The organism is Biostraticola tofi, from assembly GCF_004343195.1.
GTDB lineage: Bacteria > Pseudomonadota > Gammaproteobacteria > Enterobacterales > Enterobacteriaceae > Biostraticola > Biostraticola tofi.
This window is the reverse complement of sequence record NZ_SMCR01000001.1, coordinates 309409-322272: the sequence shown is the minus strand read 5'-3', so window position 1 is coordinate 322272 and position 12864 is coordinate 309409. Positions and strand designations below refer to the sequence as shown.

12 protein-coding genes, 1 tRNA gene and 1 other RNA gene are annotated in these 12864 nt (G+C 52.7%); 6 read left to right on the top strand and 8 right to left on the bottom strand.

Annotated elements, in window-relative coordinates; genetic code table 11:
• The first annotated feature begins 294 nt into the window (after window positions 1-294).
• Together msrB and EDC52_RS01435 are read left to right on the top strand one after the other, a co-directional pair.
• Complete coding sequence (msrB, locus tag EDC52_RS01440; protein WP_131863480.1) at window positions 295-708, top strand: peptide-methionine (R)-S-oxide reductase MsrB; 414 nt, start codon at window positions 295-297, stop codon at window positions 706-708.
• A gap of 49 nt (window positions 709-757) precedes the next feature.
• Window positions 758-1033, top strand: coding sequence for a YeaC family protein (locus EDC52_RS01435; RefSeq protein WP_131863479.1), 276 nt, complete (start codon window positions 758-760; stop codon window positions 1031-1033).
• A gap of 43 nt (window positions 1034-1076) precedes the next feature.
• Here the strand turns inward: EDC52_RS01435 and ansA are convergent, their stop codons facing one another.
• Complete coding sequence (gene ansA / locus EDC52_RS01430; protein ID WP_131863478.1) at window positions 1077-2093, bottom strand: asparaginase; 1017 nt, start codon at window positions 2091-2093, stop codon at window positions 1077-1079.
• A 131-nt stretch (window positions 2094-2224) separates the two neighbouring features.
• Entirely contained in the window at window positions 2225-4075 is a 1851-nt protein-coding gene (sppA, locus tag EDC52_RS01425) for a signal peptide peptidase SppA (protein ID WP_131863477.1), read from the bottom strand.
• 250 nt (window positions 4076-4325) lie between these two features.
• Between sppA and EDC52_RS01420 the strand changes: the two genes are divergently transcribed.
• Both EDC52_RS01420 and EDC52_RS01415 read left to right on the top strand, forming a co-directional pair.
• A complete protein-coding gene (locus EDC52_RS01420; protein WP_131863476.1) occupies window positions 4326-4877 on the top strand; it encodes an NAD(P)H nitroreductase in 552 nt (183 codons plus the stop codon).
• Window positions 4878-4961: 84 nt separating this feature from the next.
• The gene (locus EDC52_RS01415) at window positions 4962-6926 is read left to right on the top strand and encodes a DNA topoisomerase III (protein WP_131863475.1); all 1965 of its coding nucleotides are present in this window, start codon (window positions 4962-4964) and stop codon (window positions 6924-6926) included.
• Window positions 6927-7089: 163 nt separating this feature from the next.
• On the opposite strand, the gene EDC52_RS01410 is transcribed toward EDC52_RS01415, so the two are convergent.
• The 6 genes from EDC52_RS01410 to EDC52_RS01385 all read right to left on the bottom strand — a co-directional run bounded on the left by EDC52_RS01410 (window position 7090) and on the right by EDC52_RS01385 (window position 10272).
• Window positions 7090-7494 (bottom strand): pyrimidine (deoxy)nucleoside triphosphate diphosphatase, encoded by a 405-nt coding sequence (locus tag EDC52_RS01410; RefSeq protein WP_131864072.1) that lies wholly within the window; start codon window positions 7492-7494, stop codon window positions 7090-7092.
• 2 nt (window positions 7495-7496) lie between these two features.
• On the bottom strand, window positions 7497-8303 hold the full coding sequence (gene xthA, locus EDC52_RS01405) for an exodeoxyribonuclease III (RefSeq protein WP_131863474.1): 807 nt from the start codon (window positions 8301-8303) through the stop codon (window positions 7497-7499).
• A gap of 182 nt (window positions 8304-8485) precedes the next feature.
• A non-coding RNA gene (locus tag EDC52_RS01400) (RtT sRNA) lies at window positions 8486-8630 on the bottom strand.
• Between the two features lie 42 nt (window positions 8631-8672).
• A tRNA-Tyr gene (locus EDC52_RS01395) sits at window positions 8673-8757 on the bottom strand.
• 137 nt (window positions 8758-8894) lie between these two features.
• Window positions 8895-9743 (bottom strand): formyltetrahydrofolate deformylase, encoded by an 849-nt coding sequence (gene purU / locus EDC52_RS01390; protein ID WP_131863473.1) that lies wholly within the window; start codon window positions 9741-9743, stop codon window positions 8895-8897.
• Between the two features lie 64 nt (window positions 9744-9807).
• On the bottom strand, window positions 9808-10272 hold the full coding sequence (locus EDC52_RS01385; RefSeq protein WP_131863472.1) for a YchJ family protein: 465 nt from the start codon (window positions 10270-10272) through the stop codon (window positions 9808-9810).
• A 459-nt stretch (window positions 10273-10731) separates the two neighbouring features.
• Here EDC52_RS01385 and rssB point away from each other — a divergent pair, with 459 nt between their 5' ends.
• Both rssB and galU read left to right on the top strand, forming a co-directional pair.
• Window positions 10732-11745 carry a two-component system response regulator RssB gene (rssB, locus tag EDC52_RS01380; protein ID WP_131863471.1) on the top strand — a complete coding sequence of 338 codons (1014 nt, stop codon included), beginning with the start codon at window positions 10732-10734 and terminating at the stop codon, window positions 11743-11745.
• A 194-nt stretch (window positions 11746-11939) separates the two neighbouring features.
• Complete coding sequence (galU, locus tag EDC52_RS01375) at window positions 11940-12842, top strand: UTP--glucose-1-phosphate uridylyltransferase GalU (protein WP_131863470.1); 903 nt, start codon at window positions 11940-11942, stop codon at window positions 12840-12842.
• Window positions 12843-12864: the final 22 nt, after the last annotated feature.

The window sequence follows — 12864 nt, the reverse complement described above, 5'->3', positions numbered from 1 at the left end:
CAATAACCTCGTCCATCGTCAAGCGGAATCGTGTCAATAGTTGCGACAAATCAACTCAATCACACCAATTGTACGATTACTGATCATTCCCCCGCTCGCGTGACGTAGAATACTATGCGGGCGCGCTGACCCGACTTAAACCGCTTATGGGAAATTATTGTGATGTTCATCACACTTGTCCCAGAGGTTATTTGTCGTCCTACAGTTTACGCCAAAAATCCCTAACGTGTTGTTAATTATTTGTTATAATAATAGATTGTTTATATTCATTACCCTTGCCAGAGAACCATCATCATGGCTAATAAAACTGTGAAAGACAATGATATTCAGTCGCTTAGCGATATGCAGCGTTACGTTACTCAAGAGCGTGGCACTGAACCGCCGTACAGCGGAAAATTACTGCAAAATAAGCGTACCGGACAGTATGATTGTCTGGTGTGCAGCGCGCCGCTGTTTTTTTCCGACAGCAAATATGACTCTGGCTGCGGCTGGCCCAGTTTTTACCAACCGGTCAGCGACAGCGCGATCCGCTTTCTCGATGACGTATCCCATGGCATGCAACGCATCGAAATCCGCTGCGGTAATTGCGATGCCCATCTGGGCCATGTGTTCCCTGATGGGCCGCAGCCGACCGGCGAGCGTTATTGCGTCAACTCAGCTTCCCTGCGCTTCAAAGACCAGGAAAATGGCGATGTTATAGATGGATAGCAGTAGTGGAAACGATTCAGCATTTTATTCCTGCTAGGAGACCGATGGTATGGATTTAGAGGCAGTTATTGCCAGTCTCACCCCCGAGATTTATCAGCGCCTGGTTAGCGCGGTTGAATTGGGAAAGTGGCCCGATGGCGTTGCACTATCAGCCGAACAAAAAGAAAACTGCCTGCAGATGGTGATGCTGTGGCAATCACGTCATAACCAGAGCCCAGAGCACATGAGTATCAATACCGATGGGCACATCACCATGAAGAGCAAAAGAGAGTTGCTGGCGGAGCTGAGTGAGCAGCCGGTTATCCGCCTGAAGATGAGCGATTGAGTCAGACCTCGCCGCCCGACCAGATAAAGGGCGGCGGTATAGGCTATGCCTGGGCGCTGAGTTCTCCCCGTAAATCCTGCTGCATCAACCGGCGGATTTCTTCGGCAGGCAATGACTGACTGAGCAGCACATGCAGTTTGGTTAATGCCGCCTCCACCGTCATGTCATAACCGCTGATCACCCCGGCCCGGGCCAGCGCATTGCCGGTCGCATAGCCACGCATATCGACCCGTCCGGATATGCATTGCGTCAGGTTAACCACCACAATGCCGCGTTCGCCGGCCTGCTGCAATTCGCGGAGTAAGTCCGGATGCTGCGGCGCATTGCCTACACCATAAGAGCGCAAAATAAGCGCTTTGACCGGCTGGCGTAAAAAATTCCCCACCACGCTGGCAGAGATCCCCGGATATAGCGTTACCACCCCAATGGGCTGGGGGGTTATCGGGTGCACTTGCAGAGTTGTCCCAGGTTTGACCGGGATCGGTGCCGCAACCGGCCTGATATGAATACCCGCCTCCATCAATACATCCAGATTGGGTGAGGCGAAGGCATCGAAACCATCGGCATGCGCTTTAGTGGTGCGATTGCCGCGGAACAGTTTGTTATTAAAAAACAGACATACTTCATTCACCGGATGGTGGGCTGCCAGAAATAACGCATTCAGCAAATTGGTCTGCCCATCTGAGCGCAACTGTTCCAGGGGGATTTGTGAACCGGTTACAATTACCGGCTTGGCCAAATTCTCCAGCATAAAAGACAGAGCCGATGCGGTGAATGCCATGGTATCGGTACCATGCAGGATCACAAACCCATCATAGCGGTCATAATTTTGTTGAATGTCGGAGGCTATATGCTGCCAGTCCTCAGGCGTCATATCGGATGAATCAATTAACGGCCGATACTCATGTACCGTAAAATCGGGCATTTCCGGGCGATAGAACTCCGGCATCAGCGCCAGTTGACGTTGAAGATGGCCTGATATCGGAATAAAGCCGTCATCAGACCGCTGCATGCCGATAGTGCCGCCGGTATAGGCGACATAGATGGATTTTTTAGACATAATTTTTGCGCATCAATTAAGTTTCCCCCAGTATAAGGGTATCTTAAAGGAACACCAGTTGGATGCCGGAACAGGGAAGTGAGGATTGCTGCGAAAGGATCCGCAGCAACCCGTGCCGGTCTAGATGAAGACTACTTAACGTCACCGCAGGTCATGCAATACACATAACGGTTTTGCGGATCGTTGAGCGTCATGAACGGACCCGACTGCGAGGAAAGCATTTTGCTGAGCTGCGAAGCCGGTGCCGGGATCCAGGACTGCATTATCGCTGGCAGCTGTCCGTAGACGGAGATGCCAGCCTGCATCATCAGCATATCAATCAGACCGGGCTGGTCGATATACCATTGCAGATAAAAGTCGTCCAGCTTGGCCAGTGCGGCGGCTTTGGCGACGGCAGTATCAAAATCGCCCAATTCGTCGACCAGACCGTTGGTTTTAGCATCACTGCCCAGCCAGACATGGCCTTGGGCAATTTTATCGATCTCTTCAGGCGTTTTGCCGCGCGCCTTTGCGACCAGCGTCAGGAAGTGGCGGTAGCCGCTCTCGATACTTATCTGCATCATTTCCTTGAATTCAGGCGGCAGCGTTTTGGTCAGCGCAATATCCGCCAGCGGCGATGTCGCTACGCCATCGGTATGTATGCCAATAGAGTCTAGTGAGTTTTCAAAGGTGTTGACTACGCCAAAAATGCCGATCGAACCGGTCAGGGTGCTGGGGCTGGCGATGATGTAGTTAGCCGGTGTCGAGATCCAGTAGCCGCCGGAAGCCGCCATGCCACCCATCGATACCACCACCGGTTTGCCACTTTCGCGCGCAGCAGCCAGTTCGGAACGAATAATTTCTGAGGCGCTAACACTGCCGCCTGGGCTGTTGACACGCAGCACAATCGCCTTCACCGCCGGATCCAGTCGGGCATCGCGAATTTGACTGGCAGTGGTATCTGCTCCCACCGATCCCGGGGTTTCCGGTCCGTCAATGATGGCGCCGCTGGCGAAAATTACCGCAATCTGACCGCCTTGCTGAGCCGGGGTTTTCAACGGGTAGTCATACATGCTGACGGCATTGAAATCATTCTTCTGCTTATTCCAGCCGAACGTTTTACTCAACACGGCTTCAATGGCTGCCCTTGACGCTACGGTATCAACCCATTTGTTTTCCAGTGCGAAGCGCGCGCTATCGCCATCGCTGGCTTTCAAGGACGCCAGCATCTGCGCTGCGCCGGGGAACAGCTGTTCTGGGGTTATCTTCCTGTTTGCGGCAACCTGGTCGAGATAATGCTGCCACATCTGACCGAGCCAGCGGCCATCAGCCTCTCGCGCTTCAGGCGACATATCATCGCGAATAAACGGCTCTACGGCAGATTTATAGGTGCCTACACGGAAAATATGGCTGTTGACCTTGAGCTTTTCAAGCAGCGATTTGTAGTAAAGATTGTTGGTGGCAAAACCGTGCAAATCAACCGCACCCTGCGGGGTCAGATAAATATTATTGGCAAAGCTGGCCAGGTAATATTGGGTCTGATCATAGCTATCACCTACGGCAATCACCGGTTTACCGCTATCGCGGAATTCATGCAGCGCTTTACCCATATATTGCAGCGAGGTTTGATCGGCGCCGGCAAAATCCTTGAGTGACAGTACGATGCCGGTGACATTGGCATCGTCTTTCGCCTGGCGCAGCATCTGCACCACATCAAAAACCGAGTTTTCCTGCAGCCGGTTGCTTGACGCACCGAGGAATTCTTTGCCGAGCTGGCGGAATCGATTGTTGATAGAAGGTTTGTCCACCACCGTACCGGTCAGGTCAACCAGTAGAGCCCCTTTGCCCGGTTCGGGTGCGGAACGGGTCAATTGAAGGTAAAAGCCGACGGCAACTAATATCACCAGTACCAGGAAAAGGTTAAGGATAAATTCACGAATGAAATTTAATAAACGCCAGCACCATCTGAACGGGCCGGAAATAATTCGCCACAATGTGCGCATGTGTTCTCCATAGAAATTGCGGGGTGCAGCAATCACAATATAATGTCGCGCTGAAGGTGATTTTCACTTGATGAGGTCGAATATCAGCACAACGGCATGACTGTAGTCATCCAGTGGCAGTATGCTAATGTTCTCTTGATGAAAAGTCAGTAATTATCACCGCAATCATTGTCAGGAAAGTTTGCCATGTTGGTGGTCAGCACTACCGTATGTTAGCTTATTACAAACCAGGAACATGGGGAGTCAATTAATGGATGCACTAGAACTATTGTTAAACCGTCGTTCTGCCTCTCGTCTGGCCGAGCCAGCGCCGACCGGTATTGCTCTGGAAAATATTATTCGAGCGGGCATGCGCGCGCCGGATCATGGCGCTCTGCAACCCTGGCGGTTTGTGATTATCGAAGGGGAAGGCCGGCAAAGGCTCAGCGATGTACTGGCAAGGTCTGCAGCAGCGGCAGAAATGGATGCCAAAGGTATTGATAAGGCCACCCAGAGTCCATTTCGTGCACCTCTTATCATTACTGTTATCGCCTTTTGCGATACCCAGACAAAAGTGCCGCACTGGGAGCAGGTCGTCAGCGCCGGCTGTGCGGTCCAGGCGATGCAAATGGCCGCCCTGGCTCAAGGATTCAACGGCATCTGGCGCACCGGGCCCTGGGTGGCGCGTGGTGATGTCAGGGAAGCATTTGGCTGTCGTGAGCAGGATGAAATCGTCGGTTTCCTCTATCTCGGCACCCCCTCGCTGAAATCGTCTACTGCCTTTATTCCAGTGAACATCGAACCGTTTATTCGCCATTTTTAAGCCTGCGTCTGAAGCAGGAAACTGAAAAACAGCGTAGAATGCTGCCAGAAAATGCAGTTCAAACGCTTGGAAATAGGGCGAGTCATGCAGCTTTTTATCGCTGAAAAACCCAGTTTGGCGCGAGCGATCGCCGATGTCTTGCCTAAGCCCCATCGCCGGGGCGAGGGATACATCGCCTGCGGGCCCGATCACGTGGTCACCTGGTGCATCGGCCATCTGCTCGAACAGGCGCAGCCCGAGGCTTATGATAACCGTTTTGCACGCTGGTCGCTGGCCGATCTACCCATAGTGCCGGAAAAGTGGCGTTTGCAGCCGCGCCCGTCGGTGCAAAAGCAGCTTCAGGTCATCAAGCAGCTGCTGACCCAGGCGGCGGAAGTGATTCACGCAGGTGATCCGGATCGTGAGGGTCAACTGCTGGTGGATGAAGTGCTGGATTACCTGGCGCTGGAGGGTAATAAACGCCGCAATGCCAAGCGCCTTCTGGTCAACGACCTCAATCCGCAGGCGGTCAGTAAAGCCATCAGCCGCCTGCGTGACAATAGCGATTTTATTCCACTGTGCGTATCGGCGCTGGCCCGCGCCCGGGCCGACTGGCTTTATGGAATAAATATGACACGTGCTTATACACTGCTTGGCCGTAACGCCGGTTACCAGGGCGTTTTGTCAGTGGGCCGCGTGCAGACCCCGGTATTGGGATTGGTGGTCCGGCGTGATGAAGATATCGAAAATTTCGTCCCTAAAGCCTATTTCGATGTGAAGGCGCACATCATTACACCTGCTCAAGAACGCTTTGTCGCGCTGTGGGTGCCGAGCGAGGCCTGTGAGTCCTGGCAGGATGAGGAAGGGCGACTGCTGCACCGCCCGCTGGCTGACCATGTCGTCAGCCGCATCGCCGGCCAGCCGGCGCTGGTGACGCTGTATCAGGACAAGCAGGAGTCCGATGCGCCACCGCTGCCTTTTTCATTATCTACCCTGCAGATTGAGGCGGCCAAGAAGTTCGGCCTCAGTGCCCAGCAGGTACTGGACGTCTGCCAGCGACTGTATGAAACCCATAAACTGATCACTTACCCGCGCTCTGACAGCCGCTATCTACCCGCCGAACATTTTGCCGGCAGACAGGCGGTGCTCAATGCCATCAGCAGCCATCAGCCGGAGCTGCTAACCCAGGCGACGTTGAATCTGGATCAGAAAAACCGCTGCTGGGATGATAAAAAGGTCGATGCCCATCACGCCATCATTCCGACCGCCCGCGCCGGCAACATCCAGCTGACGGAAAATGAGCATAAGGTTTATGGTTTGGTCGCCAGGCAGTACCTGATGCAGTTTTGTGCCGATGCGGTGTTTCGTCGCTGCGTCATCAACCTGGATATTGCCAATGGCAAGTTTGTCGCCAAGGCGCGCTTTCTGGCTGAAGCGGGCTGGCGCAGCCTGCTGGGCAGCAAGGAGCGCGATGAGGAGAACGACGGTACCCCGTTGCCGATCGTCGCCAAGGGCTATTCTCTGCTGTGCGAGCGCGGTGAAGTGGTGGCGCGTGAAACTCAGCCGCCTCGTCCTTTCACCGATGCGTCGCTGCTATCAGCGATGACCGGTATCGCCAGGTTCGTGCAGGACAAACAATTGAAGAAAATCCTGCGGGCCACCGATGGCCTGGGAACTGAAGCTACCCGAGCCGGCATCATCGAGCTGCTGTTCAAGCGTGGGTTTCTGTTCAAGAAGGGGCGAGCCATTCATGCCAGTCCTACCGGGCGTGGCCTGATACATGCCTTGCCCGACAGTGCCGCCAGTCCTGATATGACGGCACAATGGGAATCTTCCCTGACCCAGATAAGCGAAAAGCACTGTCGCTATCAGGACTTCATGCAGCCGTTGACTGCTACGCTTCATGAGCTTATCCAGCAGGCCTGCCAACTGAGGGCGCCGCCATCGCTGCGGGGGCTGCCGCCAGCGGCCGGTGCCTTCAAAAAGGGCCGCACCGGTGGAAAGGCGGCGAAGAAATCCGGCTACCGCAAAGCCGGACCTGATGCACCTGTCCCGGTGGCCGCGGGATAACCAGTACCGGTGGCCGCTGGTTCAACAGCGGCCACCGGTGCAGTGTTTGCGCGGGACAACTCACGCCAGCCAGCCAGATTCAAACGCGCGCCCTGCATCTGCTGTCCGGCAAGCGGGTTAGCTCGCTAGCGGGTAGACAGAGCGCGTTTTTTTGCCTAACCGGCTATTGATGAGCGGTAAATTTCATAAACGCGACAATAAGCGGAACATCTGCCGGTGCCAGCGGCAAGGCTAGCGCATCCTCCGGCGTGATCCAGCAGCATTGGCTGTGGCAGGTAGGGACCAGCACGCCGCGGTAGGCGGTGATATGCCAGGCATGCAGATAAATACGGCGGCCAGAAACGACAAAATCATGGCTGGCGATATACTTCCCAGGTGTGATATCAACGCCGAACTCTTCACGCCATTCCCGGCATAAGGCAACCTGCTGACTCTCACCCGCCTCGATTTTGCCGCCGGGTAATTCCCAAAGGCCGGCCTGATCCCGGTTCTCATCTCGCTGGGCGAGGTATATCAGTCCTTGACGCTGTAGAATGCCGGCTACCACATCGACGGCTTCCAGTGACATTGTCACAGGTCAAAGGTCGTCCATACCGGCGCGTGGTCTGAAGGCTTCTCCATTGCGCGAATATTATAATCTATGCCGGAATCCTGATAGTATTTGCCCAGACCGGTTGAGGCCAGTAGCAAATCGATTCGCAGTCCCCGGTTCTCATCGAAGCCGCGAGAGCGGTAATCAAACCAAGAGAAACGGTCATCTATCGCTGGGTGGGCATCGCGGAAGGTATCTGCCAGACCCCAGCTTTTTAGCCGATCCAGCCACTCGCGTTCTTCGGGCAGAAATGAGCATTTACCGGTTCGTAGCCAGCGCTTGCGGCTCTCCTCGCCGATGCCGATATCCAGATCAGTTGGACTGATGTTCAAATCCCCCATGATAAGTAACAGATCGTCGGGATCATGATTTTGCTCAATATAATTTTGCAAATCTTGATAGAAACGCTGCTTGGCGGGGAACTTGATCGGGTGATCCCGGCTCTCTCCTTGGGGAAAGTAACCGTTTACCACCGTAAGAATGCCATGATCAGTAGCAAAATCCGCCATGATGATCCGGCGCTGGGCTTCGATGTCATCGGTGAAGAAGCCACGTCTCACCGAAATGGGCTGCTCACGGGAAAGCAGGGCGACACCGTAATGACCCTTCTGACCATGGTAATATACGTGATAGCCGTGGCGGGAAACTTCTTCCAGCGGGAACATATCGTCATGAACCTTGGTTTCCTGCAGGCCGATGACATCCGGCCGATGGGCATCGATGATTGCGGCAAGTTGATGAGGGCGGGCCCGTAGCCCGTTGATATTGAAAGAGAGAAACTTCATGCTCAGCGCCATGGTAATGAGTTTGCGCTGATGTTAGCAGATATACAAAATCAAGGAAATGACCGGAGCCAGGCCGGTTATCTCGCGTTGCTCGACTCGAACCTTGGCGAAGGTTCTCACCTTCCCCCAACGGGTATCTAAAAGCTATGGGATTGCGGCTGATTGGGCGGAAGTCGTTAAGATGGTGGTGGGGGAAGGATTACTCGTCACTTCGTTCCTCGCCCTGCGGGCCGTCGCTTTGCGACGTTGTCTCGCTTTGCGACGTTGTCTCGCGTTGCTCGACTCGAACCTTGGCGAAGGTTCTCACCTTCCCCCAACGGGTATCTAAAAGCTATGGGGTTGCGGCTGATTGGGCGGAAGTCGTTAAGATGGTGGTGGGGGAAGGATTCGAACCTTCGAAGTCTGTGACGGCAGATTTACAGTCTGCTCCCTTTGGCCGCTCGGGAACCCCACCTGGCCTTAATCGATAATCTCGTTAAGCGGGGCGCATCATATCAAATGACGCGCTGCTGTAAAGAGTCAGGAGAATGAAAAAAAACTGAGTGCGCCTTTTTTCATCATCCTGGAGACAAACTGAGCTGCTCTGCAGCGTTAGAAGATGATCGTACGGTTGCCATAGACAAATACCCGCTGAGCCAATACGCGATAAAGTGCGCGGCTGAGGACATTTTTTTCGACATCTCGGCCCGCACGCATCATATCGTCGGCGGTGTAGGTGTGATCAACGTGAATGACGTCCTGCATGATAATCGGCCCTTCATCCAGATTGTCATTCACGTAGTGCGCTGTGGCGCCGATAATTTTCACGCCGCGCTCATAAGCCTGGTGGTAGGGGCGGGCGCCGATGAATGCAGGCAGAAACGAATGATGGATGTTTATCACTTTATTCGGGTAGTGCTGTACGAATGCCGGTGTGAGAACACGCATGTATTTCGCCAGGACCACATAATCCGGTGAATAACGGTCAATCTGCGCCACCATATTAGCGTCGTGTTGCTCACGGCTGAGTCCTTCATGGCTCACCAGATGAAAAGGGATGTCAAACCGCTCAACCAGAGTGCGCAATGTCTCATGGTTGCCAATGACCGCGGCTATGTCCACTTCCAGACCACCGTAGGCGCTTTTCATCAGCAGATCGCCAAGGCAATGCGCTTCTTTGGTCACCAGCACAACAATTCTGCGGCGTCCTGCATGATTCAGTTCGCGCTGAGTGCCTTGCGGCAACACGCTATCCAAATCATCCAGCAATGATGCATCGTTGAATACGCCTTCAAGTTCGGTACGCATAAAGAAACGTCCAGTACGATGATCTACATACTCGTTGTTCTGAATAATGTTTAATTGATGCCGAAAGCAAATACTGGTTATTTGCGCAATCAATCCCTTGGCATCAGGGCAAATGGTGCGTAGCACTTTTCTCTCAATAATTTGCGACTGCATTGACTTGCGGATCCTGTCAAATCTGATGATATTTTTGTGAAGCGCCGGGCAAACACTCGCCGGATCAGCCGTCACAACATTTTTTATATTTTTTACCCGACCCGCAGGGACAGAGATCGTTTCTGCCGGGGCGTAGGTGAATACCGTCGATATAGTACCAGCGATTGTCGGCACGAACAAAGCGTGACCGCTCATGGATAAATCCGCTGTGCTGTTTCTGCCGATCGTAATAGCGAGCGATAAACTCGACGAACCCTTCATCGGCGCTTTTACCCGCCGCCGAAGTAATGATTTGCAGATCGCGCCAATCGGTGTTTTCCTGGCCGGCGATAAGCTCAGTCCGCCAGAGCGATGCCTGACAATCAGGATGCCAGGTGGCAGTCAGATAGTCGATATTCCCGGTAACATAAGCACTGTAGCGCGAGCGCATCAGGCTTTCAGGGTTGGAGGGCTGCCGGCAGCCTTCAAGATAGGGCTGACAGCACTCAACCGCCCTGATACCGCTGCCACAGAAACAGGTTATTTCCATGATTCCTCGTCAGTATGGGGAGTAAACCAGCATCATCGGACGTCTTTGTTGACGTCCGGGCTGTTACTCTATCTCATCGGGTTTTGAAGTGACATACTTTACCGAATAAGCTTAAAAATTGTCCTTGTTGGAAAAAAGCGGTGTATTTTAGGGTGTTATGGCCATTTATGCTTGTAAAACGGGGTGTTAACCGCCATCATTTTGCCGGGATAAAGTGCATTTTTCCGTAATGACTACTACGCTCCATACATATGCACAACCTGTTGAGCAGTGTAAACGTTAAACAGGCTGATAAATGGGGGAGATGGAGTGACTGTCTGGAAAAGCATGGAATGGATTTTGGTTGAATTTGTGAGCGAATGAACGATAAGCGTCAGATTAATCAGCCCCTGATATTTCGTAGAAGCAAAAGCGGCCTTGATGAGCCGCTATTAAGCTAAGTGGAGCAAGGGGTTTTCAATGGCAAAGCCGTTAGCGAACAAACAAATATTAATTGTCGAAGATGAGGCTGTTTTCAGGTCTGTATTGGTGCAGTTTCTCGAGTCTCTGGGATCATCAGTGCATGAAGCGAGCAATGGTCGGCAGGCGCTTGAGATACTATCATCTCTGCAGGCTGATCTGATTATCTGCGATCTTGAAATGCCGGAAATGAACGGCCTGGTATTTGTTGAGCGTTTTCGCGCGGTGAATACGACCACCCCGGTGCTGGTCATTTCTGGCACGCATCAGATGACCGATATCGCAAAAGTGTTGCGTCTGGGCGTGCAGGATGTGCTGCTAAAGCCGCTTGATGATTTCCCTCGCTTACGCGAAACCATTCTAGGCTGTCTCTATCCGGATATGTTCACCTCTAAAGTGGATGAGGAAGAACAGTTGTTCCAGGATTGGGACGCGTTGAGCCAGCATCCGGGCGCGGCAGCCAAATTACTTAAACAGCTACAACCCCCCGTCCAGCAGACTATCGCCGGCTGTCGCGTCAATTACCGCCAGTTGACTATGGCCGAACAGCCCGGCCTGGTGCTTGATATCGCAGCATTGTCAGAGGATGACCTGGCATTTTATTGTCTTGATGTCACGCGGGCCGAAGAGAAAGGCGTCTTGGCTGCGCTACTGTTACGGGCGTTGTTCAATGGGTTGCTGCAAGCCCACCTGGCTAATCGCGAACATCGACTGCCTGAATTGACCACCCTGCTCAAGCAGGTGAATCAGTTATTACGTAAAGCCAATCTGGAAGGACAATTCCCTTTACTTGTGGGCTATTATCATCGCGAATATAACAATCTGATATTGGTCTCTGCAGGGCTGAATGCCACTCTTAATACTGATAATCAAACTATCCAACTCAAAAATGGCGTCCCGTTAGGCACAATGGGCAGCGCTTATTTAAATCAAATCAGCCAGCACTGCCAATCTTGGCAATGCCAGGTATGGGGCGCGGGTGGAAGACTGCGGCTCATGGTGTCTGCTGATTAGTTCATCATCCGATCTCCCCCAGATATCAACCGATATTTGAATAAGCAGGTAAGCTATTATAAAAATAGGTAATAGTCCTATTTTATCGCAAAGCGGGTCTTTCAACAGGCATCCCCAGGCTAAACTGGTATACTCCAAAAGTTAAAAATATTAGAAACGCAAAATATAATCTTGAGACTAAAGTGAGGTGGTTCATGTCTGCTGTTAATACCAAAATCAGAAAAGCGGTGATCCCGGTTGCTGGATTAGGCACGCGGATGCTGCCGGCGACAAAGGCCATTCCTAAGGAAATGCTGCCGCTGGTAGATAAGCCGTTGATCCAGTATGTCGTCAATGAATGTATTGCGGCTGGTATCAATGAGATCATTCTGGTTACCCATTCCTCTAAAAATTCCATTGAAAATCACTTCGACACCAGCTTTGAACTGGAAGCGATGCTTGAAAAACGCGTTAAGCGTCAGCTGCTGGCTGAAATCCAGGCGATCTGCCCGCCGCACGTCACCATCATGCAAGTACGTCAGGGGCTGGCCAAAGGCCTTGGCCATGCGGTAATGTGTGCCCATCCGCTGGTCGGTGACGAGCCTGTCGCGGTTATCCTGCCGGACGTCATTATTGATGAGTTTGAGTCTGACCTTAAAACTGATAACCTGAGCGAAATGATTCAGCGCTTTAGTGAAACGGGTCATAGCCAGATCATGGTGGAGCCGGTTGAAGACGTTACCAACTATGGCGTGGTTGATTGTCAGGGACGCGAACTGCAGCCTGGCGACAGTGCCCCGATGGTTGGCGTGGTTGAAAAGCCAGAAGCTGATGAAGCGCCGTCAAATCTGGCTGTCGTTGGACGTTATGTGCTGTCTGCCGATATCTGGCCGCTGCTGGAAAAAACACCGCCGGGAGCAGGTAATGAAATACAGCTCACCGACGCCATCGCCATGCTGATGGAAAAAGAAACGGTTGAGGCTTATCACCTGAAAGGGCTGAGCCACGACTGCGGTAACAAACTGGGCTATATGCAGGCGTTCGTCGAGTACGGTCTGCGTCATCCAAGCCTGGGAGACGAGTTCACAAAATGGCTAAAAGAAACCATCGTGGATTAAGCAGTATATTTTTTGGGTTAAC

Coding starts and splice junctions, on each gene's coding strand:
- msrB (WP_131863480.1), top strand. CDS start 295: ATGGCTAATAAAACTGTGAAAGACAATGATATTCAGTCGCTTAGCGAT.
- EDC52_RS01435 (WP_131863479.1), top strand. CDS start 758: ATGGATTTAGAGGCAGTTATTGCCAGTCTCACCCCCGAGATTTATCAG.
- ansA (WP_131863478.1), bottom strand. CDS start 2,093: ATGTCTAAAAAATCCATCTATGTCGCCTATACCGGCGGCACTATCGGC.
- sppA (WP_131863477.1), bottom strand. CDS start 4,075: ATGCGCACATTGTGGCGAATTATTTCCGGCCCGTTCAGATGGTGCTGG.
- EDC52_RS01420 (WP_131863476.1), top strand. CDS start 4,326: ATGGATGCACTAGAACTATTGTTAAACCGTCGTTCTGCCTCTCGTCTG.
- EDC52_RS01415 (WP_131863475.1), top strand. CDS start 4,962: ATGCAGCTTTTTATCGCTGAAAAACCCAGTTTGGCGCGAGCGATCGCC.
- EDC52_RS01410 (WP_131864072.1), bottom strand. CDS start 7,494: ATGTCACTGGAAGCCGTCGATGTGGTAGCCGGCATTCTACAGCGTCAA.
- xthA (WP_131863474.1), bottom strand. CDS start 8,303: ATGAAGTTTCTCTCTTTCAATATCAACGGGCTACGGGCCCGCCCTCAT.
- purU (WP_131863473.1), bottom strand. CDS start 9,743: ATGCAGTCGCAAATTATTGAGAGAAAAGTGCTACGCACCATTTGCCCT.
- EDC52_RS01385 (WP_131863472.1), bottom strand. CDS start 10,272: ATGGAAATAACCTGTTTCTGTGGCAGCGGTATCAGGGCGGTTGAGTGC.
- rssB (WP_131863471.1), top strand. CDS start 10,732: ATGGCAAAGCCGTTAGCGAACAAACAAATATTAATTGTCGAAGATGAG.
- galU (WP_131863470.1), top strand. CDS start 11,940: ATGTCTGCTGTTAATACCAAAATCAGAAAAGCGGTGATCCCGGTTGCT.